The organism is Halioxenophilus sp. WMMB6, assembly GCF_033283405.1.
In the GTDB taxonomy this organism is placed as follows: Bacteria; Pseudomonadota; Gammaproteobacteria; order Pseudomonadales; family Cellvibrionaceae; genus Halioxenophilus.
In genome coordinates, this window is sequence record NZ_JAWMQR010000001.1 from 170,969 (window position 1) to 194,763 (window position 23,795).

Here is a 23,795-nt window from a genome sequence, read left to right on the forward strand (position 1 = left end):
CGCCGGCGTCGTCTTTGATTAACTCAATTAATGGATAAATTGGAGGTCTGTGTGGCGGGCATAAACCGGCAGCTGCGTTTAAAGCGCAATATTAAACAGGGTGAAGAGATCAGTCTCGATTTATTTGATGTGGTCGAAAGTGAAATCCCTGAACCCGCAGAGGGCCAGTTCGTTGTAAAAACTGCTGCCTTGGGTTTTTCGCCGGCGCAAAGAGCCTATCTGATGGGGGCGGAGAGCCGCTTCCACGAACCGATTGCTATTGGCGAGGTGATGCGCGGTCGCGGTGTGGGTGAGGTTATTGCTTCGCGTCATCCGGATTTCAAGGTGGGTGAAGTGGTTGCCTGTTCCACTGGCTGGCAGGAGTACTCTTTGCAAAGCGGTGATACCAGCGGCCTGCTGGTGAAAACTCTGCAAAAGGTGAACAACCCGCAACAGCCGCTGCATCTGCACCTGGGTATCCTGGGCTCTTCAGCTTTTTCGGCCTACTTTGGTTTCCTGAAAATCGGCCAACCAAAAGCAGGCGAGACCGTGGTTATCTCCTCGGCTGCTGGTGGCGTTGGCTCCATAGTGGCACAGATCGCTAAAATCAAAGGCTGCCGGGTAGTGGGAATCGCTGGTGGTGTCGAGAAGTGTCTGTGGCTTAAAGAGTTTGTCGGTTGCGATGCGGTGATTGATTACAAGGCCGATTCACTGGATGAAAAATTCAAAGAGTACTGCCCCAATGGTATCGATATCTATTTCGATAACGTCGGTGGCGATACACTTGATTACGCCTTAAAAAATCTCGCGCTTAAAGGCCGGGTGGTGGTGTGCGGTATGATCTCCACCGAGTACCACGAGCCACCGCTGCCGGGGCCAAGATATTACTACAACCTGATCTACAAGCGTGCCCGTATGGAGGGCTTCTTTGTTTGGGATTACCACGAAGAGTTTCCCGCCGCCGAGCAGGAGTTGATTGAGTGGTATCAATCCGGCCAATTAAAGAGCACCGAAGTGGTGTTTAATGGTTTGTTATCGGCGCCTGAGGCTCTGCAAAGTATGTTTGCCGGTAGCGCCTGTGGTATTCGGGTTGTCGATTTATAAATTGCTATTACTGACATTCGTCCGCTGATTACCAGCGGGCAGGGTGCCGAGCCTCGTGGTTTGGCGCCGCTAGTCCCCTCTCTTTTGCTGTTGCCTTCCTTTTAATTTTTTCTCTTTTCTCTGATGTTCATTTCAGAAAATCAATCGTCGCGTCGCGCCTCTACTTCCATCTTTTTTTACTGCTGATGGCATAGAGGGCTGCGGCAGCGGGTAAACACTTTTGTGAGTTGGCGTTGTGTGAAAGAGGGGGGATAGAAAGAAGGGCTAAATAAAATAGCAGAGAAAAAGGCGGAGAGCAGGGCGCCTGCCAATGGGCAGGCGCTGCTTAAGTATTAGGCTGAGGTTTTGTCCAAACCCAGGCAGCCGGGATTGATTTTGCCGGTGGGGTCGACATGTTGCTTGAGCGCTTCCACCAAGGCCCAAGCTTCCGGACGCAGGCTTTGCTGATAGTGGTAAGCCTTGCCAATTTGTAGGTGCGCCAGCCCCATATCGGCGAATAGAGCGACCAGTTCGCGGCGGATGGTAATGACCGCAGCACGGGCTTCTGGGTCGGCCGGAAAACCTTTCAGCCGTTTCAGATGCGCCTCTTCTACGGCGTGGTGGTGCAGCTCGTTCAGCTCGTCCGGCCAGAAAAATACCGGCTCAATGGCCAGGGCGTTGTTGCCAATGGAGGAGAAGAGATAACCGCAACCGATATCGTATTTCTCAATGGCCGCCTGGTGTTTGGCGAAGGTAGCTTCAATGGCTTGGAAGGTCTCCGCTGCTTTGGAGTGGGGTACCAGGGCGTGCACCGGCGCCCAGCGCTGGCCCTCGGGGCCAATCATATTGTTCACCGGGCCAAAGGGGTTGGCGCGCAGAATTTTTGGAATGCTGTTTTCAATTTCACGCAGGCCATGTTTCTCGGCCAGCTGACGCAGCTCTTTCTCTTTGATGGCAATAACAGCGTCGTAGCGCTCTTCAATCAATGTGTGGATGGAGAACTTCACATCCTTCATGTAGCCGCGGCCGGCCAATGCCACCTTGGCGCCGGCTTTCAGTGCCTTGCCAATTCCTCCGGCGGATTTCATGACGCCAGCCAGGGCTTTAACATCCTTGCCCAAGCTCTCACGCTTCATACGCTGGGCTTGCAGGTAGGGGTCAAAGCCACAGACCTCGCTGGCCAGTTGCTGGCGGGCAACATCGCTGGCAAAGGCGAGCATCGCTTCACCGGTGTCGGAGGCAAAAGAGAGCCCGCTGCGGGCGGGATATTCGGGTACCAGCTTCAGTGTTACTGTGGCTTTAAAGCCGAGGGCACCGCAGTCACAGAGGAAGATACCGGTAAGATCGGGGCCGAAGTGACGGAACCAGGGGGCGCCTTTGCTGTGCGCGGCGCTGCCCGTGTTAACGACACTGCCATCGGCCAACACTACCGACAGCGAAACCACGGAGTCGGCAGCCGAGCCGTAGGTACCGGCTCCCCAAAAGATAGCGTTTTGTGATACACCACCGCCAACGGTGGCGTATAGTCCCGACAGCGTGCCCCAGAAGGGGGTGCGCCAACCGGTCTCTTTCAGCGCTTCATAGAGTGCCGCCCAGGTGCAGCCGGCCTCGACGGTGACATACATGTCCTCGGTGTTGATCTCCAAAATGCGGGTCATGCGGCCCATGTCGATGACGATGGAACCACTGTTTTTGGGTACATAGCCAGAGGTGTAAGACATGCCGCCACCGCGGGGTACCACATCCACGCCGGCGGCGACGGCCGCCTTGACGGTGGCGGCGAGTTGTTCGGTATTGGCCGGACGGGCCACGGCCAGGGCCGGCTCGGCTTTGGTCAGTACATCCTGGGCGTATAAAACACAACTTTCTGCGTCGGTCAGAAGGCCCTCGCTGCCGAGCAGGGAGGAAAGTGTCTGTATCAGTTCCGGCATTATCTGACTCCTGATCTGGTGCTGGTTTTAGCGGATTTTTGCATCGCGCCACTATAACATAAGTACTAATGATGTAACATTAAATCAATGACGGTTTGTCGTCCAGGTCTGGATAAGATTACAGTGCTGGAGTAAGACAGTGCGGTTTTTCCACCATTCCCTGGTTGGGAGTGGTTTGTGCCGGATTGGCATTTACGGGTGATTGCTATTGAACGACAGATAAAAAAGTATAATGATCTGGCATTCATACATTATGATAGGCCAAATTCCGGCTTTCAGTTCACTGTAGGGTAGGACAATGAACACGGTAACAGGAGAAAGAGTGTGGCAAGGGCATCAGTAATCGCGCTACTTAAAAAACGCAGTAAACAGCAGGGGGTGATCACGGAAGGTCCGACGCCACTGTACTATCAGCTCTACAGTTTAATGAAAGAGCAAATTGTCGACGGCACCATCAGCTACGGTGCGCAATTGCCAACCGAGCAGGAGCTGGGTGACGCCTTTGGCCTCTCCCGTATTACCGTGAAACGGGCTATGGATGAGCTGGCCTCTGAGAAGCTGGTAGAGCGTCGCCGCGGCCGGGGCACTTCAGTTACCTACAAGTACAAGCCAAAGCCCGTGAAGGCGCCGCTGGTGGGTATGTTGGAGAGTATTGAGACCATGGGTCGGCATACAGTCTCCAATATTCTGGATATCGCCGAGCTGCCACCCCCGGCGGAAATTCGCGAAGAGCTGGGCCTGGCCAATGAAGAGACTGCCTGCCGCATGTTGCGGGTGCGTTTAACGGAAGACGAAAAAGTCCCCTTTGCCTACTACATCAGCTGGACGCTGGCTCCGAAAAAGCTCTTCTCCGAGGCGGCATTAAAGCAGCACACCCGGGTTGAGTTATTGCGTAAAAGCGGTGTGTACCTCTCCAAAATTGATCAGCTGTTAAGCGCCGAGCCTGCCAAAGCCGAAGTGGCGCGCGAGTTGAACATGCGTGAAGGCGACCCGTTGTTGGTGCTGGTGCGTCGCTCTTACGACACCGCGGGTAAATTGATCGATATTCTGCACGGCAGCTACAACCCGGCTATTTTCCAATACCAGATGACCATGAGTCTCGACGAAGAGAAGCCGGAGGCGGCCGAAGAGTAGCGGCCGGCGATTTTCACGCTGCAGCAAGATTACCCTCGCATAGAAAAACCGGGCCACAGACCATTGCCCAAAGACGAAATAATAGAGGGTAACCACTAAAGAAAATTGAGCAGAACGAACGAGCAAAAAAGTGGGGGCATAAGCCCCCCAATTTATTGCCGAGCGAGATAAATCGTTGCCCTGGTGATTGCAGATATAACCCCAGGGTTTTGCCTAGCGGCGGCTCAAGCCGTGGGCAAGGTAAAGGTTGGTCTAGTCCGCTTTCACAATGCGATCGTTGATCAGTTGATTGATCGCCGTTTCATCCAGACCGGCTGCCTGCAATACGGCTTTGGTGTCTTCACCCTCTTTGGGCAGGTCGTGATAGAGACCGGTACGTTGCCCGTCAAATTCCAAGGGCAACACTGGCAGTTTGGTCTTCTCTTCATTGGCCAGAGTAACTTCCAGCAAGCCGCCTTCATTCAGGTGTGGGTCGTCGAATAGATCCGCCGGTTTGTTCACCGGTGCGAAGGGGACGCCGGCTCGATCCAGGCGCGCCATCAGCGTCTGTTTATCCATGGCGGCAAACAGCTCCTGCACCACCGGGATAATTTCATCACGCCGTTTTACCCGTTCGTTGTTAGCATCCAGCGTGCGGTCTTCAGCAAACTGGGTCAGGCCAAACTCTTCGCAGAATTTTTTCCACAAGGTATCGCTTACCACACCAACAAAGACTTTCTCGTCGCCTTTGGCGAGGAAGATATCGTAGATCGACCAGGCGCTGTTGCGCACCGACATGGGCGGTGGCTCAACCCCGGAAACTGCCTGTTGCGCCATGTGCTGGCCAACCATAAAGGCGGTGGTTTCGTAGAGGGAGGCGGTCACCTGCTTGCCAACACCGGTGTGGTGGCGTTCGTGCACGGCGGTCAAAATACCAATCACACCAAACATGGCGCCGGTGATATCGATTACCGATGAGCCGGAACGCATGGGGCGGTCGGGCAGGCCGGTCATGTAGGCCAGACCACCCATCATTTGGGTCACTTCATCGAGAGCGGTGCGGTGTGAGTAGGGGCCTGAAAGAAAGCCTTTCAATGAGCAGTAGATCAGACGCGGGTTGATCTCTTTTAATGTCTCGTAACCAAAGCCGAGTTTATCCATGGCGCCCGGACGGAAGTTCTCAATCAGAACGTCGGCCTCGGCGATCAGTTTCAAAACCACCGCTTTGCCTTCATCGGATTTCAGGTCAACACAGAGGCTCTTCTTATTGCGGTTGTACATGGGAAAGTAACCGGCACCAGAGCCTTTCAGGCGGCGGGTGTTGTCTCCGGTCAATGGCTCGATCTTGGTAACGTCGGCACCCATATCGCCCAGAATTACGCCGGTGGCTGGCCCCATGACCATGTGCGTAAATTCGACCACCTTTAGATCTTGTAAGGGTTTTGGGCCATTGTTTGTCATTGACATCAATCCTATGTTCACTGCTTGAAGAGCGTTGCTTACTTAAGTTAGAAAGATATAACAATATATCATATATTTCAAGCGCCGAGCGCAACTAATTTATACTGGTGGTGGCGTAAGGTATTGCAAGGATGCCGCCAACGTCGGCGCTCAAGCAATGGCGCGGGTCTACAGCAAGCGCCTGGGCGGCTGGCTAAATGAGGCTAAAGCGGAAGTGCACAACCTGTTGTGGCTGAATTTCTGTGGCGGTTGCCGGTGTGACGTGGGATTGCCAGGTGCGGTTTTAGGGTGGGTGTGCGGGCGAGTTACAGGGGGGTATCAGTGCGAAAGCATGCAGGCTACCAGATGATAACCTGCACATGGGAGTACCAATTACTTTTCCGCGATCTCTTCAATGGTTTTGTTAAAGCTGCTGTCGGTTTGGTTGGTTGCCGCTTCGTTGGCCTCTTTGCGGGCCAGGTAGAACAGGCGCTCCAGGAAGTCCTGGCGAACCGCTTCGCGTGCCTGCAGGGCCTCTTCGTCCAGCTCCAGCTGCTCAATGGCACTGGCCATGTCCAAACCATTGTGCTTGGCTACCCGCTCATGGGCATCCAGACGGTCGCGCAGTACGCTGATTTCGCCGGCCATCACCATCACCATCGACAGCAGCTCATCAACTCCCTCGGTGCGGTAAAAGCCCGGGCGTTTTCCTTTCGCATCCCGGATAACGTGTGGGCGGTTCTCTTCAGTGAAATTGGTCATCAGGCTACCTCGGATGCTGTCAGGGGTTTTTCGGCGATGAGGACTTCCCAGCCACCACCGGGGGCAAATTCACCGGCGGTAAAGTCACGCTCGGCGACGGCGCCGGTGGAGGCTTCGTCGTAACCGGCAGACTGGGCGCTGAACTCCATGACCGCCATAGGGGCCGTATCGAAGCGCACCTGGGTGCGGGGGAAACCGGCTTTTTCGGCCAGTTCGATTTGGTCCATGTCGCGCATGGCACCCCAGAAGGGCTCGTTGTTGTACCAGGTTTCGTTGTCGAGAATGAACTGGGTGAACGGGTCCATCAGGTCGAATGGCGGCAGGTCGGCGTGAATCATCATGCCGCCCGGCGCCAGCAGGCGTTGGCACTCGTTAAAGATTTTTGGCATCGCCTTGCCGCTGGTTTCGTGCAGCAGAATATGGCTGACCACCAGGTCAAAATAGCCATCTTCAAAGGTGGTCTCTTCGGCGTTCATCTGCGCGAAGTTGACCTCCCGGCCCATGGCCTGAGCGCGGGCGTGAGCGTAGCGTACCACCGGCGCACCGACGTCAATGCCCCAGATTTCCGCGTCGGGGAAATACTCTTTATAGGGCAGGGTGGAGTGGCCCACGGTGCAGCCCATATCCAGAATGCGGCGCGGTTTGAAATCGGGTTTGTTGCGCTTCAGGTAGTTACACACCGAGCGGCCCATGTCGTCGTTGTTGGGGCCGGTGTAGCCCATGGTGTAGAGGTAAACACCGCGGTCGTAGAGCACGCCGACAGAGACGTCATCTTCGGTCACTTCTGAACAGTAGCCGCCAGGCATACAGTGAATATCGATGGCGCTGACGTAACGCGGTGGTACAAAGCCTTCGGGGATAACCAGTTGCGCATTCGACTCAGACGACAACTGTTTCGCCTTTTCGATCAGCTCCGGCAGCTGGCGGTCGACGGAAACATTGGTCGACTCCCACAGCAGCTCCTGAGCAATACGGTTGGTGGAGGCGTACATCTGAAAGTAGGCGTCCTCAACCATGCATTTGCGGATATCCTGTCGATTTTCCGGCTGGCGACCATGCGCTTTTTCAAAGGCGGGCGCGACACGTTGTTGATAGATGGGCTCCAGGCCAGGCAGTAATTTCTGCTGAATAAAGCCCTTCAGGCTTTTAGCAAACTCCTGACGGGATGCCTCATCGTGTGTTGTTTCCGGCAGCATGGCGTGCTTCGCCTGCTGAAAGCAATTAAGCATGGTGCACCTCTTGTTGGTTTTGGTAACACCCTGTGTGTGCTGGGGCAGGGTGTTGAGTTGAATCTTGCGAAGTAATTCTTGAGGGCAACCTTAGAGGATCGATCGCGGCCGCGGCATTGATATTTGTCATGCATTTTCCCCGCTCCGCCGCCGACCAATTTATCGCTGCCGCGCAATTGATCGGTATCAATCGAAACCCGATGCCGCTCGGCCTACCACTGCTTTATTTTTTTAAATCCGCCAATAAATCCCTCTCGCTGGCCGCCATTTTCCCATGTTGACTTTTGTCATAGCTCAAATCGGGGGGGCTGGCTAGGCTAGCCGCAAATCTGTTGTTTAAGGCAACAGTGCAGAGCAATGCATCTGCCAAGCATTTCTGGAATTCCTAAATTGAGGGGAGTTAACTATGAGTTATCGTTTAGGCGTTGACGTGGGCGGTACCTTTACCGACCTGCTGTTAATTGATGAACAGACAGGCAAGACCTTTACCGCCAAAGTACCGTCAACCCCTCACGACTCATCGGTGGGTGTGCTGAATGGCGTGGCCCGAATTTGTGAAGAGTCCGGGGTCGATCCCAAACAGATTCACCGTGTTATGCACGGTACCACCGTCGCCACCAATGCCGTGTTGACCGGCAAGGGTGCCAAGGTCGGCCTGGTGACCACTAAGGGCTATGAGCAGACTCTGCAAGTGGCCCGCTCCTTCTGCCCCGGCGGCCTGGGTGGTTGGGTCAGCTACGTTAAGAATCCGCTGTTGGCGCCACTGGAGCTGACCATCGGTGCCGCCGAGCGTATCGATGCCAAGGGTGAGATTGTCTCCGCCCTTGATGAAGAGGCCCTGCGTGCCGACATGGATAAGCTGGCCGCCAAAGGCGAGGTTGAAGCCTTGACCATCTGTTTTATCAACTCCTACCTCAACGCCAGCCACGAACTGCGCGCCAAGGCGATCGCCGAAGAGGTGTTTGGCGAGATTCCGATCTCTATCTCCAGCGAAGTTGTACCGGAAATGCAGGAGTACGAGCGCACCGAAACCACCGTGGTTAACTCCTACGTGCGTCCGGAAGTGGCCAAGTACGTTAGAAACCTGCAGAACTCTCTGGAAGAGCGCATGGGCGAAGAGGTTCAGCTCTCTATTTTACGTTCCGATGGCGGCCTCGCCTCCGGCCGTGCCTCGGCCGAATCGCCGGTTAACCTGTTGATGTCCGGCCCTGCCGGTGGTGTGTCGGGTGCGATCTACTTCTGCAGCCGCGCCGGTTTCGACAATATCCTCACCTTCGATATGGGTGGTACCTCCACCGACGTGGCGCTGATTCAAAACTCCAAAGCCAAGGTTCGCCGCGAAACTGTAGTCGGTGACGTGCGCGTGCGCGCCCCCTCCGTGGATGTGCGTACCGTGGGTGCCGGTGGCGGTTCCATCGCCTTTGTGCCCGAGCTGACCAAAGCGCTGCGCGTCGGCCCGGAATCTGCCGGTGCGGTGCCTGGCCCTGCGGCCTACATGAAAGGCGGCACCGAACCCACTGTGTGTGATGCCAACGTGGTGTTGGGTTACCTGCCTTCCGACGCCCAATTGGGTGGTGCCATGGCCATTGATCGCGATGCTGCCGTCACGGCGGTACAGAAAGTTGCCGATGCCATGGGTATCGATCTGATGGAAGCGGCCGAGGGTATTATCAAAATTGTTAACGAAGCGATGTTTGGTGCGCTGCGTTTAGTCTCGGTAGAGCAGGGCTACGACCCGCGCGACTTCTCTCTGGTCGGCTTTGGTGGTGCCGGCCCGCTGCACGCCAACGCCCTGGGTATTCTGACCGAAGCTTGGCCGGTCATTGTGCCGCCTGGCCCGGGTGTGCTGTGCGCCTACGGCGACGCCACCACCCAGGTGCAGGATGAAGCCACCCGTACCTATCTCTCTCTGGCGGAAGATACCAACGTCGACTCACTGCTGGCCGACCTGGGTGAGCTGCGCGCCCGCGCGGCGGAATCCCTGATTGCCGATGGTATTAACGAAGCCGACCTGGAAGTGGTCTTCCAGGCTGACCTGCGCTATGCCGGCCAGGCCTTTGAAATCAGCGTTGAATTCACTGAGCAGGAGCTGAAAACCGGCGGCTTGAAGGTGCTCACCGATCACTTTGATCAGGAGCACGAAAAGCTGTTCACCTTCAAGCTGGGTGATGGCCACGAAATTCTGATGATTCGCGCCCTGGTGAAAGCGGTTTCCGGCTCTATTGCCGAGCGTCCGCTGGGCGAAGAGATTCTCTCTCTGGACGACTGCAAAATTCAGCCAACCCGTTTCTTCTACGAAGGGCAGTGGCATGAAGGCGCGCTCTTCGACCGCGCCAAACTGCACCAGAAACTGGTGGTTGCCGGGCCGGCGATTATCAGCGAAATGGACTCCACCACCGTGGTATTGCCGGGCTACCAGGCCAATATCGACGCGGTTGGCAACCTGTTAATCAATCCTGTGAAGTAAGTGGGGGATGCAAGCATGAGTGCAACGATTTTAGAAACCAACAACACCCCATTACAACGCGTGGACGTGGATGGGGTCACCGTCGATATTATTGAAAACGCCCTGCGCAACGCCCGTGAAGAGATGGATGCCGTACTCTTTCGTACCGCCATGTCGCCGGGTATTCGCGAACAGGGTGACTGTTTCCCGCTGATTGCCAACCGCGAAGGCAAGATGGTGGTGGGCCAGATGGGTTCGTTTATCAAGGGCTTCACCGACGCCTACAACGGTACCTTGGAAGAGGGTGACATCATCCTCACCAACGACCCCTACATGTGTAACGCTGCCATCTCCCACCTGAACGACTGGCTGGTGCTGGTACCGGTGTTTAAAGATGGCCGCCACATCGCCTGGGCGGCGATGTTTGGCCATATGTCCGACAACGGCGGTATGGTGCCTGGCTCCATGCCGATTGAAGCGACCACCATCTTCCAGGAAGGTGTGCGTATTCCACCGGTGAAGCTCTACAAAAAGGGCGAGCTGCAGGAAGAGGTGCTGGAGCTGATTCTGCACAATGTGCGCACGCCCCAGTGGAACCGCTTTGACCTGAACGCCCTGGTCGCCGCCTGTAAAACCGCGGCTAAGCGCTGTAACGAGCTGGCCGAGCGTTTTGGTGACGACGTGTTCGACTCCACCATGGAGATCATGCTGGAGCGCAACAAGATGGCCATGGGCCAGATCATCAAGATGTTCATCCCGGAAGAGCCGCGCGAATTCTGCGACTACCTGTGTGATGACGGTAAAGGCATGGGCCCTTACAAGATCAACTGCAAAATGTGGCGTGAAGGCGAGAAGGTGATTTTCGACTTTGACGGCACCGACCCGCAGGCGCAGAGCTCAGTGAACTTCTACCTCAACGAAGAGATGTTCAAGATGTTCTTCGGCTCCTTCACCATCAACGTGGTCGACCCGCAAATCATCTTCAACGATGGCTTCTACGACCTGGTCGATGTGCGTATTCCCGAGGGCACTCTGCTCAAGCCGAAATACCCGGCAGCGCTCTCCGGCCGTACCCACGCCCTGGGCCGCATCTTCGATATTTTGGGTGCTCTGCTGGGCATGGGCGCACCGGAGCAGCTGCTCAACGCCGCTGGCTTCAGTGACTCGCCACACCTGTTCTATTCTGGCTACGACGACAAAGGCGAGTGGTTCCAGCTGTTCCAGATCGGCTTCGGCGGTATTCCCGGTCGGCCAGTGGGCGATGGCCCCGATGGCCACTCCCTGTGGCCGGGCTTCACCAACGTGCCCAACGAGTTTATTGAGTCCTACTTCCCGATGCGTATCGAAACCTACGAAACCATCGTCGACTCCGGTGGTGCCGGTCTGCACCGCGGTGGTAACGGCTTGAGTGTGGCTTACCGCTTCCTGTGCGATGGCGAGATCGGTATTCACGATGACCGCTGGTTGGTCTACCCCTGGGGTGTGAACGGCGGTGAGCCGGGTATGCGCTCCACCAAACTGCTGGTCCGTGCCGATGGCAGTGAAGAGTGGCTGCCGGCCAAGCGCGAGAACATCACCGTGAAAGCCGGTGACCTGCTCTACTTCAACACCTGGGGTGGCGGCGGCTGGGGTGACCCCTACCTGCGTGAGCCGGCGCTGGTGTTGAGCGATGTTCAACGCGGACTGGTCTCAGTTGAGGGCGCCAAGCGCTACGGCGTGGTGATTACCAAGGGGGCGGTCGATGTTGACGCCACTAGAGCCCTGCGCGCCGAGCTGGTGGCCGAGCGTGGCGAAGTTGCCCTGTTTAACCGCGGTGGCACCATCGAAGAGATCAAAGCCCGTTGCCTGGAGGAGACCCATCTGGAGCCCCCGGTAACGCCAACATTCCAAAAAGCGAAGGCTTAGTCGGACACAGTCCGGCCGGTGGCTAACGCTAACGGCCGGGCAGATTAACCCTCACCGCAACAACATTTTCCACTCCTGGCCGCTCGGCCAGGGGCACGCTCTGGCAATTCGATCCACACCTGGTTTGTCGACCAATTTTGTCGTGTTGCCGGTTATTTCCCGAGGTTGGAACTGATTATGGGTGCGCTGCAAAAACCGCAAACACTGTACGACAAATTATGGCAACGTCGCCTGGTGATGGATTACGCCGATGGTATGTCGCTGATCTACATCGACCGCCACATTATTCACGAGGTCTCCTCGCCCCAGGCCTTTGAAGGTCTGCGCGAGAGCGGCCGTAAAGCCTGGCGGCCGAGCGCGGCCATCGCCACGCCGGACCACAATGTGCCCACCAGCAACCGCCAGTTGGGTGTCGATGGTATTACCGATCCGGTCTCCAAAATTCAGGTGTTGGCGTTGGATGAAAACTGTCGCGAGTTTGGCCTGCCGGAGTTTGGCCTCACCGATGAGCGCCAGGGTATCGTACACGTGATCGCCCCTGAGCAGGGGTTGACCCTGCCCGGTATGACCGTGGTCTGTGGTGACTCCCACACTGCCACCCACGGCGCCTTGGCTGCCTTAGGGGTGGGGATTGGTACCACCGAAGTGGAGCATGTGCTGGCCACCCAGTGCCTGTTGCAGCGCAAAGCGCTGAACATGCTGATTGAGGTCACTGGCACCTTGCCTGCGGGCGTTACCGCCAAGGATATCGTGCTCTACATCATCGGCCAGATAGGTACCGCCGCCGGTACCGGTCACACCATCGAATTTGCCGGCTCCGCCATCCGTGGGCTCAGTATGGAGGGCCGCATGACCCTCTGTAACATGGCCATTGAGGCCGGTGCCCGCGCCGGCCTGGTGGCCTTCGATGAGATCACCGAAGCCTACGTCAAAGAGCGGCCACGGGCGCCCAGTGGCGAGCAGTGGCCGGTGGCGGTCGCCCAGTGGCGCGACCTGCACTCCGATGCCGGTGCCGAATTCGATAAGGTCTATCGCTTTAATGCGGAAGCTATCAAACCCCAGGTGACCTGGGGTACCTCGCCGGAGATGGTGGTGGCGGTCAACGCCCGGGTGCCGAGCCCCGAGCAGCAGTGTGACCCCTCCAAGGCGTCGCAATACCGGGAGGCGCTGGCCTACATGGGTCTCAGTGCCGGGCAGGCAATCACCGATATCCAACTGGACCGCGTCTTTATCGGCTCCTGCACCAACTCCCGCATTGAAGATATTCGCGCGGTGGCCCAGGTTGTCGTCGGCAAGCAGGTAGCTGCCACGGTAAAACAGGCGCTGGTGGTGCCGGGTTCCGGTTTGGTTAAGCGTCAGGCCGAGGCGGAGGGGCTGGATAAAATTATTCTGGCGGCCGGCTTTGAGTGGCGCGAGCCGGGGTGCTCCATGTGCCTGGCGATGAATGAAGATCGCCTCTACCCGGGTGAGCACTGCGCCTCCACCTCCAACCGCAACTTCGAGGGGCGCCAGGGCAGTGGTGGCCGCACCCACCTGGTCAGTCCGGCTATGGCCGCGGCCGCCGCTTTGGCCGGCCATTTTGTCGATATCAGCGAGGAGGCATAACCATGCAGCCGTTTACCCAACATACAGGCAAGGTGCTGCCCATCGATCGTACCAATGTCGATACCGACGCGATCCTGCCCAAGCAGTATCTCAAGTTTATTGGCAAGTTTGGCTTTGGCGGCTGGTTGTTTGACGACCTTCGCTACCTGGACCCGGGCGATGTCGAAACCGATCTTAAAACCCGCCGGCTTAACCCCGACTTTGTGCTCAACCAGCCAAGACTCCAGGGGGCAACTATTTTGCTGGGGCGCAAGAACTTTGGCTGTGGCTCCAGCCGGGAGAGTGCCGTGTGGGCTCTGCGCGATTACGGCATTCGCGTAGTGATTGCACCGAGCTTTGCCGATATCTTCTACAACAACTGTTTTAAAAATGGCATCCTGCCGATCACCCTGCCCGAGAGCAGCGTGGATCAGCTGTTTTTGACCACCTTTATGGCCGAGCCGCCACTGCAGTTGTGTGTCGATCTGGAAGCCTGTGTGGTGCGCCAGGACAACGATTTCGAATGGCCATTTACTGTGGATGAGGCGCGTCGCCAGAAACTGCTGCTGGGCCGGGACGATATCGCTGAAACCCTGCTGCAGGCGGAAAAGATCAAAAAGTTTGAGCAGCGGCTCAAGGTGGCGGAACCCTGGCTTTTCTAGAAAGATGCGGAGCCCTGGCTTTTCTAGAATTCGCTTTGCTAAAAAGCAGCGCAGTCCTGGCCGTTTTAGAAGGGATTTAACGCGGTTTGCAAAGGCTGGTCACTGGGGGCATCGCGCCCCCAGGTTAATAGTCATTAGTGGATATCAGCCAGCTCCTGCACGGCTTCCAGGTCGACAATACGCACGGCATTCGGTGTCGGTAAGGTAATCAGCCCCTCTTTCTTCAGCTTGCTCATAGAGCGGCTGACTGTCTCTACCGTCAGGCCCAGGTAATCGGCGATATCCGCCCGGGTCATGGGCAGTTCCAAATGCATTTGGGTGGCGCCGGGCAGGCGCTGCAGCAGGTGCAACAGCAGAAAACAGACGCGCTCGTGGGCTTTCTTCTGGCCCAACAGGTAGACCTGATCAAAGGTTAACGACAGCACCAGGGCACGGATGTTTTTGATATTGGCTTTCAGGGTTGGCAATTTTTCGGAGAGGTCAAACAGGTTTTGCCGTTTGAATTCGTAGGCGGTGGTGCCGGTCAGGCACTTAATGCCGTATTCGAAACGGTCGGAGTTGGAGAGGCCGACAAAATCGCCTGGGAAGACAAACGCCAATATCTGGCGGCGGCCATCGTTGGAGATACGTTCCACCACTGCTGAACCGGAGGCGATATTAAACACCCGGTCGGAGGGGGAGTGCTGCATACAGAGGTACTGCTGTTTATCGAGAACCTTCAGTTTGGCCTGGTCGGCCAACAGTGGCAGTTCGGCTTCGGACAGGTCCCGAAAGAGCGGGTAGTCGTTCTGGAAAAAATTCGGCGGAGCAGTTCTGGCTAATTGGATCATGGCGAAGTAGATCTCCCAGCAGCTTAGAGTGGCGGTAAAGTAACCAACTGATAGTTATTGGTATGGCAGTTTGTTACCCCTGCGCACAGCAGGCAATTCGCATGCCATTATAATGATATAAGGATATGATATTAGTTCTAAGTGATGGAGGCTGCAAATGGGTCTGGTCAGCGGACCGATTGGGGCGGGTTGGGGGCGTTAGACTTGAGCGGATATCTGGGCAAAAGCGGTGCCAGCGTCGGCCAGGCGGGCGTGGGGCCCGAAGGCCCCGAATAGCACTAGATTACCGCGCAGATGGTTTTCCATTCCAGGTAGTTATCCAGGGCCTGTTTGCCGCTGTCACGGCCGTAGCCCGACTGTTTCATACCGCCAATGGTCATGGAGGGGTCGAACATCGAGTGGGTGTTGATCCACACGGTGCCGGCTTCCAGCTGGCGGGAAAGACGTTGGGCGCTGGAGAGATTCTGCGTCCAGATGCTTCCTGCTAGACCATAATCGCTGTCGTTGGCCCATTTCAGTGCATCGTTGATGTCGTCAAAGGGCTCTGCCACCAGTACTGGACCAAACACCTCTTCACAGTGAACCGGCATCTTGTTGTTGGTGCCGGTGATGATGGTGGGCTGGATAAACGTTCCGAAACTTCCCAAGCGTTCACCACCGGTAACAATGGTGGCACCCGACTGTTTAGCCGATTGAATGTAGCTTTCAATCTTCTCGGCCTGCAGTTGCGATACCACCGGGCCCAGTTGGGTCTCCTGGTTTAGGCCGTGGCCCAGCTTCAATCCGGCGGCATAACCGGCGATGCCTTCGATCACCTTGTCGAAAATGGAGCGGTGGATATAGGCGCGGGAGTTAGCCACGCACACCTGGCCGCCGTTGAAGAAGATGCCGTTGGCAACACCGGGGATGGTGATATCCAGTTCGGCGTCGTCCAACACCAGGGCTGGTGATTTGCCGCCGAGCTCCAGGCTGACGCGCTTGAGGTTGCTCTTGCTGGCATCGACAATGGCGCGGCCAGTGGCGGTGGAGCCGGTAAAGGCAATCTTGTCGACCCCGGTGTGGGCGGCGAGCATGGCGCCGGTCTGGCGGCCTTCGCCGGTGACCACGTTCAATACACCCGCCGGTAGGCCGGCTTCGGTCATCAGCTCAGCCAGACGCAGGGCAGTCAGCGAGGTCAACTCAGCCGGCTTGTGCACCACGGTACAGCCGGCAGCCAGGGCCGGAGCCAGCTTCATGGCGGTCAGAATCAACGGTGAATTCCAGGGGGTGATGGCCGCCACCACACCCACCGGCTCGCGGACGGTCCAGGCCTGAACCTGTTTGCCGGGCGGCTGGTAGTTTACCGATGGGGTCAGTGTCTGCCCCTCCAGTGCCATCGCCTGGCCGGCGAAGAAGCGGAACTGGTTGGCGGCGGCGGGAATCTCGGCCCAGCGGGCGACAAACCAGGGTTTGCCCTGGTCGAGGATCTCGAGCTCGCACAGCTCATCCATGTTCTGGTCAATCAGATCCGCCACTTTCAGCAAAATCATGCTGCGCTCCAGCGGCGTCATCTGTGCCCAGGGGCCTGTCAGTGCCGTTCTGGCGGCCAACACGGCGGCATCGATATCCGCCTGGCCGGCGTTGGCGATATGGGCGATGGTCTTGCCGGTGGCGGGGTCGAGAGTCTCGAGCACTGCACCGCTGGCTGCGGCTTGGTAACCACCATTAATGAACAACTCTTTGGTGGGTGTGCTGGCCAGCAGCTCGCGCACAGCGGCGCTTTGCGGTTGTGGGCAGGTATCGTCAAGTTGAATGGAATCGGTCATGCGGTGCTCCTAAATCTGGCTCATCTCGAGCGCTGGGCGCGAGCGGGTTAAATGGTTCTCTGTCATGGTGGCGCTGCTCTGGGGAATACCAGGCGCCGCGCCACCGGTGTCAGCTCAAACCTGGTTTGGGATATGGCCTTCGTGATTCTCCAGGTACCAATCGGCGATCTCTTCGCGGGTGGTCCACCAGACGCCGGGCAGTGACTTGGCGTACTCGATAAACTCACGCAGCGCGCGGATGCGATAGGCGCGGCCGGAGACGTGCGGGTGCAGGCCAACGTTCATGATGCGCGCCTGAGTGGCTCCCTCTTCGTGCAGAACATTCAGCTCTTCGATCAAAATATCCCGGAACTCGTCGGTGGTATGACCGCGACGGGTGATGATGGTGAAGTCGTTCAGTTCATTGGAGTAGGGCACAGAGACGATCGGGCCGTTGTCGGTGCGAATCATGTAGGGCTGGTCGTCGTTCATGATGTCGCAGTAGAACTTGAAGCCCTCTTTGGCCAGGATCGCTGGAGTATTGAGGGTGCCGCGCAGGGAGGAGGAGAGCCAGCCCTTGGGTTTGTGGCCAACGTGCTGCTCGTACATGGCGATGGTGCGGTTGAGCACCTCGGTCTCGGCGGCGGGATCGTGGGCGAAGTTGGTAAGCAGTTCGCCCTGCTCGTAGTTGTGTGCCAACAGCTCCCAGCCACGATCCAAACAGGCTTTGGTCATGGCGTTGCGGCGCTCGAAGGTGACCGCGTTGGTGGTGCAGCTGGCCTTCACACCCAGCTGATCAAACAGCTCGTACAAACGCCAGATACCCACCCGCTGGCCATACTCACGCCAGCTGAAGTTGGGGTAGTCGGGGGTGTTGCCCGGCAGGGTGTCGGGCAGAATGGCGGGACCACCGGCGTAGTAGGGGGCGTCGGTGTCCTTAACCAGATCCCAGGTCTCCAGGTTGAAGGTCAGAATCAACGCAACGCGCTTACCGTCCGGCCATTTCAGCTGGCCGCGTTCGGGCAGAGGAACGTAGTCATACTGCATATCAAAGCTCCTCTAACAGTCGGCCAAAGCCGCTGACCTGATCTTTAATGCCATTGGTACGCAGGGCGTGCCAGTAGGTGGCGGTGTTGATGGCCACCACTGGCTTGGCCAGGGTCTTCTCCAGGTCTGCTGCCAGGCGCGCCATGGAGAGGTTGGTGCCCACCTGCAAAATAGCGTCGACATCATCGCCATCGAGCTCGGCAACCACTTCGCGAATGGTTTTTGGCGTCACCTGGGCAATGTGCAGCCAGGTGGCACAGCGCAGGGGTTTGTCGCGCACGGTTTCGTAACCGTGGTCGCTCAGGAAGTTGGAGACCTCTTGGTTGGCGACGGGGTAGTAGGGCGACAGGAAGGCCACCTTGCGAATACCACCGATGGCTTTAAAGGCCTCAACCACAGACTCAGCTCCGATAGACGATTTCACACCGGCAAACTCTTCGATGTCGCGCTTCCACTTGGCCGAACCCTCAGCACCACCGTAAAAAGTAACGGCGGACATACCCATAACCAGGTAGTCGGGGGCACAGGTCATAACACCGCGCACGGCGTCGCGGGTGCAGCGGTCAATTTCCAGGGTGCCGGCCATAAAGGTCTCGTCGGAGATAGCACTGGGGTTGTCGACAATAATGCGGCTGTAGTGGTTGGTAACGCCGGCCGGACGCATGGCGTTCATCTCCGGCTCAACAATGGTGTTAGTGGACGGACCCAGTACGCCAAATTTGGCTCGGTAACCTAATACATCGTTAGACATTTTTAATTCTCCTAGTTAACTGCGTTGGCTTCGGCCAGGCAGGTGAACATCGCTTGTTTACGCAGATAGGCGAGACGGGTTTCGCGGTCGGCGTGAATGTCTTTCATCTCCTGCAGGCGCTGGGCGTGGTTCTCTTCCGGGCTGTGCTCCAGCATTTTTTTGTTCTGCATGGTTTGCGCTTGAATAAAGCTGTGGGTGACCGGGCGACGGCGACGGTCGTAGAGATCGAAGCGGGCGTCATCGTGGCCCTGTTTGAGGTTCTGCTCGATCTGGCTGCACAGCTCCCAGGCGTCGTGGATACCACTGTTCATGCCGAAGCCGCCCAGCGGGTTGTTGAGGTGAGCGGCATCGCCGACCAGGCAGACGCGGCCGTGGTTGAATTGCTTGGCGACCCGCTGATGCACGCGGTAGATGGTGCGGTGGCTGGTTGCAACGTCGCTGCGGCCAATCAGGTGCTCAAATACCTGATTCTTTTTCTCTTCCGATTTCAGCCAGTCGTCGGGTTGATCTTCTTTCGCGGGCACCAGAATGCGCCAGGCGCTGGGTACCCGTAGCAGTACCATCCACTCTTTGGGATCGGAGATGTAGTTGACGTAGCAGAGGTTGGGGATGTAATCGGCCAGGTCTACTTCAGTGGAGAGGGTGAGGAAACGTTCAGGGTAGGTGAAACCATCGAACTCAACGCCCAGCCATTTGCGAATAATGGAGTTACCGCCGTCGGCGGCGACCAGGTATTTGGCTTGGATCTTTTCAATGGCGAAGGGGCCTTCCAGTGCCACTTCAACGCCATCTTCCGTTTGGTTGAAGGCCACAACACGGTGGTTAAATTTCACCTGGGCGCGCGGGTGCTCTTCCAGTTTTTTGGCCAGCAGGTTGGCCAGCTTGTACTGTTCGCACTGGAGGCGGAATGGGTATTTAACTTCACCTTCGAGTTCAGACAGATCGAAGGAGACCACTTCACCGGTGTCGCGTTCACGGAAGTGGTACTCAGGAGCTTTCAAGCCCTGGGCGATCAGCTCTTCGGCAATGCCCAGCTCATCCAGCATCTCCAGCGTGGGCGAGTGAATGGTAGAGGCGCGCATGTCGATAGCGCAGTTAGGTCCTGCTTCACACAGCACCACATCAAAGCCCATGCATGCTAACCGATAGGCGGCAACCGTACCGACCGGGCCGGCACCTGCGACAATCACTTGTGTAGTTTCCATAGTGCTTACTCTCGTTAAAAACAGTTCTCTCGTTAAAATTACGGACTTGCGTCTCTAGGCGAAGGTCTTGCGAATTTCTTTGGCCAAAAAAGTCCCGACGCGGGCTTTTTCAAGCCGCGCTCAAACTAAAAAATGCTAAGGGTGGCGGTGCGTCCGCCGGGCTCAGTTGGCGACTGGTCTATTCAAATCTATAACTGGGCGGTGACCGCTTTGGTTTCCAGGTAGGCATTCAAACCCTCCTCGCCAAATTCCCGACCCCAGCCAGACTGGCCATAGCCGCCGAAGGGAATATTGGTGCCCACGGCACCATGGCAGTTGATCGAAACATGGCCGGCACGAATACGGCTGACCAATGCATGGGCGGTGGACAGGTTTTGCGTCCAGACACTGCCAGACAGACCGTACACCGTGTTGTTTGCCAGAGCGGCAATCTCTTCCAGGTTGGTGGTACTGAACTTCTGCACCGTCATTACCGGGCCGAAAATCTCTTCGCGAACAATTGCCATATCCGGCGTGCAGTTGGCAAAGATGGTTGGCTCCACAAAATAGCCCGGGCGCTCAAGTCGCTTGCCGCCGGTTACCAGTTGGGCACCATCGCTCAAGCCACTCTCGATATAGGCCAAGACCTTGTTGCACTGCGCCAAAGAGATAAGTGGTCCCAGTTGTGTGGTGGGATTGATACCGTGGCCCAGTACCAAGCTTTGGGCAAAGGCCGCCATGCCTTCCACCATCTGGTCGTGGATGCTCTCGTGGATAAAAATGCGGGTGCCGGCCATACAGTTTTGGCCCTGCAAAAAGAAGGTGGCCATGGCCACGCCGGGTATAGCGGCGGCGAGGTCGGCATCGGGCATAACCACCACCGGTGATTTACCACCCAGCTCCAGGGAGACCTTTTTCAGGTTGCCAATAGCGGCCTGAATAATGCGCCGACCGGTGGCGGTGGAGCCGGTAAAGGAGATTTTGTCGACCTCGGGATGCTCCGCCAGGCGGGCGCCGGCATCGGCCCCCAGGCCGTTAACAATATTGACTACCCCGGGTGGAAAACCGGCGTCCATGGCCAGCTGGCCAAGTACCAGCGCCGACAGCGGCGTCTCTTCCGAGGGTTTCATTACCACGGTGCAGCCAGCCGCAAGTGCCGGTGCCAGTTTCAGCACGGCGGTGGAGGCGGGTACATTCCAGGGCACAATCAAACCCGCCACACCCACTGGCTCACGCAGGGTGTAGGTGAGGGCTTCGCTGTGTTCGGTAATATGGCGCGGCGGGCTGGTGGTGCGCCCCTCAATACGTTGGGCGGCACCGGCATAGTAGTCGAACATCTCGGCGATGTTCTGAATGGTGAGACGGGCAATGAACGACGGCATACCGTTATCGAGCACTTCGATTTCGGTGAGCAGGTCGGTGTTGTCTTCAATCAGGCGGGCCAGGCGCGACAGTAATTTGGCCCGTTCGAAATGGGTCAGCCGCGACCACGGCCCTTGCAGTGCCTGCCGGGCGGCCTTAACAGCGGCGTCGATATCCTCCGCGCCGCCTATGGCCACCTGGGTCAATGGTTCTTCCGTGGCGGGATCATAGGTGGTCAGTTGTTTCCCTTCTGCACCATCCTGCCAGCGGCCGTTAATCAGCAACTGGTGTGGCTCACTTAAAAAGTCGCGGGTGGCCGGGGATACCGTGACGGTTTTGAAATCCGTGCGGGCTTGCATCTGTCTACTCCATCGAGCGTATTACCCACCACACCGGGTGTGGTGGGTTTTTGGTCTGTTAGTACTCGTAGGAGACGCCCAGTTTCCAGGTCATCGGGTCGGCCATAAAGCGGGGTTGTACCACGCTGAAGCCAAAACCGGTGAACCAGTATTTCTCGTCGGTTAAGTTTTTGCCGGCAAGATTTACTTTCCAGTTACCCACCTTGTAGGAGAGGTAAGCGTCTACCAAAGTCACAGGTTTGAGATGACCAATTTCGACGTTGTCGGCGGTGGAATAGAGATCATCACGTTTATTGACGTTGGCACCCAAGCCCAAGGTGCCCGGGCCAATGTCATAGCTGTAATCAAAACCTAACGCGAACTGGTAATCAAAGACATTTGTCAATTGGTTACCCAACAAAGAGCCGGAAGATTGCCCGCCGGAGGCACTGGTGTCGGTATATTCGCTATCCTGGTAGACACCGTTGGCCCAAAGGTAGAGGCCTTCGGTAGCCTGGAAGGAGAGCTCCACTTCCACACCCTTGTGCTCGGCGTCGTAGTTTTCGGTGATGAACACCCCTTCGTTGGTTACCGATTGCTGCTGCAGGTTGGTGTATTCATTAAAGAAAGCGGCCAGGTTGAAGCGCAGGCGGCTGGCCATCCAGTCGGATTTGTAGCCGACTTCATAGGCGCTTAACTCCTGCATATCAAAGGCGGTGCCGAGTGCCTCGGCCGAGCTTGCCAGGCTGTTGTAACCGCCGGCTTTAAAGCCTTCGGTATAGCTGGCAAACAGCAGCGTGGTGTCGTTGGGTTGATACTCCAGGGCAACTTTCGGGGTAAATTTATTGAAGCTATCGTCGGCACTAACCGTCGTGCCGCTGACATTCGCGTCCATCTCTTTTTTGTCTTCGGTGTAACGGCCACCAACGATCAAACTCAGCTCGTTGGTCAGGTAAAAATTCATTTGACCAAAGGCGGCGTAGCTCTTCGTGGTGATATCGAAGTCGGTATAGGACGGGCCGAAGAAAATAACGCTATCGACATTCTGCGTGCCGCTCTCGCGGAAGAAGTAGAGGCCGGCCACATAGCTCATGAACTCATCAAAGGCACTGCCCTGGAATTGGAACTCTTGGGTGAAGCTGTCCTGGTCACTCACCGACTCACGTTCAAACAGTTCAAGGTAATCACTGCTGGGAATGCCGAGGGCGGAAGAGGCAACGCCACCGGAGAAACCAACCGCCCAATCATCCTGCAAGGTGGTAAAGGAGGTGATGGAGGTGAGTGTCAGGGTGTCGGAAATGTCGGTGGAGATTTCCAAGCTGCCGCCGTATTGGGTATCGGTGGTGTAAGAGGCGTAGGGCGAGAGCAGCTTGTCGATGTCGCCAGAGGCATAGGGGAAATCTTCGTAGCTGCCGGTCATGGCGAATGGGTCCAGCGCCGAGGCGTACAGACCATCGCTGTCGTAATCGGTGTAGAACAGTTTTAAACGTGCGGTGTGGTTGCCGCCGTCATAGTAGAGGTCGCCCTGCAGGCCTTGAAACTCCTCGGCACCTACCTTCTGATTGCGGGTAACGTTATCTTGTCGGCCGCCATCACGATCGCGATACATGCCGGAAAGTCCACCGCGCAGGCTACCATCTTCGCTCAGTGGGCCGCTGACGGTGAACTTGTCGTAGACTTCGTTCCAGATACCCACGCCAAATTCATTTTTAACGCGCAGCTCTTCGCCGGGCAGACGTGAGATAAACTTCAATGCCCCCGCAGAGCTGTTACGGCCGTAGAGTGTGCCCTGTGGACCACGCAACACTTCAATGCGTTCGATATCCAAAGACTCGATAAACGAAGCGGCCGAGCGGGGCTGGTAGACGCCATCGATGTAGATACCCACTTCGGCTTCGGAGGTGATGTTGGCGCCATCGGAAACACCACCACCACGAATAAACGGCGTGATACCGCCGCTGCCACCGGAGACCGGTTTAATCAGTACGTTAGGGGCAACCTGGCTCAGATCTTTGGCGTTGTCGATCTGAAATTTCTCGACATCGTCAGCACTGAAGGCGGTAATTGAAACGGGTGTACTTTGAATATTCTCTTCTGTCCGCTGTGCGGTAACCACAATGTTTTCCAGCGCCGGAGCAGACGATTGCTCGGCAATGGCGTTAGCCAAGGGGAGTACCGAAAGCAGAGTGGAGTTTACAAACAGGGCAGATCTCGATCGTTTCATATGCTGTACACCGTCGCATTTGTATTTAAAAAATTAGTCACCCACCACCAGAGCCCTGCCACTTGGGCCTAACCCCGTCGATTGGGTGGAAATTCGTTGCAGATTTCACTCGATCAGTAGCACTCATACTAAGAGTCAACT

General features: G+C 56.8%; 17 protein-coding genes. 6 read left to right on the plus strand and 11 right to left on the minus strand.

The features are described from left to right. The first annotated feature begins 51 nt into the window (after positions 1–51). Positions 52–1,083, plus strand: coding sequence for an NADP-dependent oxidoreductase (locus SBL51_RS00700; protein WP_317928545.1), 1,032 nt, complete (start codon positions 52–54; stop codon positions 1,081–1,083). A 332-nt stretch (positions 1,084–1,415) separates the two neighbouring features. On the opposite strand, the gene SBL51_RS00705 is transcribed toward SBL51_RS00700, so the two are convergent. Continuing rightward, positions 1,416–2,993, minus strand: a complete 1,578-nt coding sequence (locus SBL51_RS00705; RefSeq protein ID WP_317928546.1) for an FAD-binding oxidoreductase — start codon at positions 2,991–2,993, stop codon at positions 1,416–1,418. 324 nt (positions 2,994–3,317) lie between these two features. Between SBL51_RS00705 and SBL51_RS00710 the strand changes: the two genes are divergently transcribed. After that, entirely contained in the window at positions 3,318–4,127 is an 810-nt protein-coding gene (locus SBL51_RS00710; protein ID WP_317928547.1) for a GntR family transcriptional regulator, read from the plus strand. Positions 4,128–4,379: 252 nt separating this feature from the next. On the opposite strand, the gene SBL51_RS00715 is transcribed toward SBL51_RS00710, so the two are convergent. The 3 genes from SBL51_RS00715 to SBL51_RS00725 form a co-directional block, all read right to left on the minus strand. Further along, positions 4,380–5,567 (minus strand): CaiB/BaiF CoA-transferase family protein, encoded by a 1,188-nt coding sequence (locus SBL51_RS00715; protein WP_317928548.1) that lies wholly within the window; start codon positions 5,565–5,567, stop codon positions 4,380–4,382. 372 nt (positions 5,568–5,939) lie between these two features. Further along, positions 5,940–6,308 carry a hypothetical protein gene (locus tag SBL51_RS00720; protein ID WP_317928549.1) on the minus strand — a complete coding sequence of 123 codons (369 nt, stop codon included), beginning with the start codon at positions 6,306–6,308 and terminating at the stop codon, positions 5,940–5,942. Continuing rightward, positions 6,308–7,537 carry a class I SAM-dependent methyltransferase gene (locus tag SBL51_RS00725; RefSeq protein ID WP_317928550.1) on the minus strand — a complete coding sequence of 410 codons (1,230 nt, stop codon included), beginning with the start codon at positions 7,535–7,537 and terminating at the stop codon, positions 6,308–6,310. Before SBL51_RS00725 ends, SBL51_RS00720 begins: the two co-directional genes overlap by 1 nt. 406 nt (positions 7,538–7,943) lie before the next feature. On the opposite strand from SBL51_RS00725, the gene SBL51_RS00730 reads away from it, so the two are divergent. From SBL51_RS00730 to leuD, 4 genes are all read left to right on the plus strand, one after another. After that, positions 7,944–10,004 (plus strand): hydantoinase/oxoprolinase family protein, encoded by a 2,061-nt coding sequence (locus SBL51_RS00730; protein ID WP_317928551.1) that lies wholly within the window; start codon positions 7,944–7,946, stop codon positions 10,002–10,004. 15 nt (positions 10,005–10,019) lie between these two features. Next, positions 10,020–11,888 carry a hydantoinase B/oxoprolinase family protein gene (locus SBL51_RS00735; protein ID WP_317928552.1) on the plus strand — a complete coding sequence of 623 codons (1,869 nt, stop codon included), beginning with the start codon at positions 10,020–10,022 and terminating at the stop codon, positions 11,886–11,888. A 177-nt stretch (positions 11,889–12,065) separates the two neighbouring features. After that, positions 12,066–13,493 (plus strand): 3-isopropylmalate dehydratase large subunit, encoded by a 1,428-nt coding sequence (gene leuC, locus SBL51_RS00740; RefSeq protein ID WP_317928553.1) that lies wholly within the window; start codon positions 12,066–12,068, stop codon positions 13,491–13,493. 2 nt (positions 13,494–13,495) lie between these two features. Then, complete coding sequence (gene leuD, locus SBL51_RS00745; RefSeq protein WP_317928554.1) at positions 13,496–14,134, plus strand: 3-isopropylmalate dehydratase small subunit; 639 nt, start codon at positions 13,496–13,498, stop codon at positions 14,132–14,134. Between the two features lie 134 nt (positions 14,135–14,268). Here leuD and SBL51_RS00750 read toward each other — a convergent pair whose 3' ends face one another. From SBL51_RS00750 to SBL51_RS00780, 7 genes are all read right to left on the minus strand, one after another. Further along, positions 14,269–14,964, minus strand: a complete 696-nt coding sequence (locus SBL51_RS00750) for a Crp/Fnr family transcriptional regulator (protein ID WP_317928555.1) — start codon at positions 14,962–14,964, stop codon at positions 14,269–14,271. A gap of 278 nt (positions 14,965–15,242) precedes the next feature. Continuing rightward, positions 15,243–16,769 (minus strand): aldehyde dehydrogenase family protein, encoded by a 1,527-nt coding sequence (locus SBL51_RS00755; RefSeq protein ID WP_317928556.1) that lies wholly within the window; start codon positions 16,767–16,769, stop codon positions 15,243–15,245. A 114-nt stretch (positions 16,770–16,883) separates the two neighbouring features. Then, complete coding sequence (locus SBL51_RS00760) at positions 16,884–17,795, minus strand: hypothetical protein (RefSeq protein WP_317928557.1); 912 nt, start codon at positions 17,793–17,795, stop codon at positions 16,884–16,886. A 1-nt stretch (position 17,796) separates the two neighbouring features. Continuing rightward, on the minus strand, positions 17,797–18,546 hold the full coding sequence (locus SBL51_RS00765; RefSeq protein ID WP_317928558.1) for a hypothetical protein: 750 nt from the start codon (positions 18,544–18,546) through the stop codon (positions 17,797–17,799). 11 nt (positions 18,547–18,557) lie between these two features. Then, a complete protein-coding gene (locus SBL51_RS00770; RefSeq protein ID WP_317928559.1) occupies positions 18,558–19,751 on the minus strand; it encodes an NAD(P)/FAD-dependent oxidoreductase in 1,194 nt (397 codons plus the stop codon). Positions 19,752–19,939: 188 nt separating this feature from the next. After that, a complete protein-coding gene (locus SBL51_RS00775) occupies positions 19,940–21,451 on the minus strand; it encodes an aldehyde dehydrogenase family protein (RefSeq protein WP_317928560.1) in 1,512 nt (503 codons plus the stop codon). A 58-nt stretch (positions 21,452–21,509) separates the two neighbouring features. Further along, complete coding sequence (locus tag SBL51_RS00780; protein WP_317928561.1) at positions 21,510–23,654, minus strand: TonB-dependent receptor; 2,145 nt, start codon at positions 23,652–23,654, stop codon at positions 21,510–21,512. Between the last annotated feature and the right edge of the window lie 141 nt (positions 23,655–23,795).

What these genes read in the sequence shown, in the direction of transcription:
- SBL51_RS00725 (WP_317928550.1), bottom strand. Translation starts at nt 7,537, where the DNA reads ATGCTTAATTGCTTTCAGCAGGCGAAGCACGCCATGCTGCCGGAAACA.
- leuD (WP_317928554.1), top strand. Translation starts at nt 13,496, where the DNA reads ATGCAGCCGTTTACCCAACATACAGGCAAGGTGCTGCCCATCGATCGT.
- SBL51_RS00760 (WP_317928557.1), bottom strand. Translation starts at nt 17,795, where the DNA reads ATGCAGTATGACTACGTTCCTCTGCCCGAACGCGGCCAGCTGAAATGG.
- SBL51_RS00705 (WP_317928546.1), bottom strand. Translation starts at nt 2,993, where the DNA reads ATGCCGGAACTGATACAGACACTTTCCTCCCTGCTCGGCAGCGAGGGC.
- SBL51_RS00775 (WP_317928560.1), bottom strand. Translation starts at nt 21,451, where the DNA reads ATGCAAGCCCGCACGGATTTCAAAACCGTCACGGTATCCCCGGCCACC.
- leuC (WP_317928553.1), top strand. Translation starts at nt 12,066, where the DNA reads ATGGGTGCGCTGCAAAAACCGCAAACACTGTACGACAAATTATGGCAA.
- SBL51_RS00780 (WP_317928561.1), bottom strand. Translation starts at nt 23,654, where the DNA reads ATGAAACGATCGAGATCTGCCCTGTTTGTAAACTCCACTCTGCTTTCG.
- SBL51_RS00720 (WP_317928549.1), bottom strand. Translation starts at nt 6,308, where the DNA reads ATGACCAATTTCACTGAAGAGAACCGCCCACACGTTATCCGGGATGCG.
- SBL51_RS00715 (WP_317928548.1), bottom strand. Translation starts at nt 5,567, where the DNA reads ATGACAAACAATGGCCCAAAACCCTTACAAGATCTAAAGGTGGTCGAA.
- SBL51_RS00730 (WP_317928551.1), top strand. Translation starts at nt 7,944, where the DNA reads ATGAGTTATCGTTTAGGCGTTGACGTGGGCGGTACCTTTACCGACCTG.
- SBL51_RS00750 (WP_317928555.1), bottom strand. Translation starts at nt 14,964, where the DNA reads ATGATCCAATTAGCCAGAACTGCTCCGCCGAATTTTTTCCAGAACGAC.
- SBL51_RS00755 (WP_317928556.1), bottom strand. Translation starts at nt 16,769, where the DNA reads ATGACCGATTCCATTCAACTTGACGATACCTGCCCACAACCGCAAAGC.
- SBL51_RS00770 (WP_317928559.1), bottom strand. Translation starts at nt 19,751, where the DNA reads ATGGAAACTACACAAGTGATTGTCGCAGGTGCCGGCCCGGTCGGTACG.
- SBL51_RS00765 (WP_317928558.1), bottom strand. Translation starts at nt 18,546, where the DNA reads ATGTCTAACGATGTATTAGGTTACCGAGCCAAATTTGGCGTACTGGGT.
- SBL51_RS00735 (WP_317928552.1), top strand. Translation starts at nt 10,020, where the DNA reads ATGAGTGCAACGATTTTAGAAACCAACAACACCCCATTACAACGCGTG.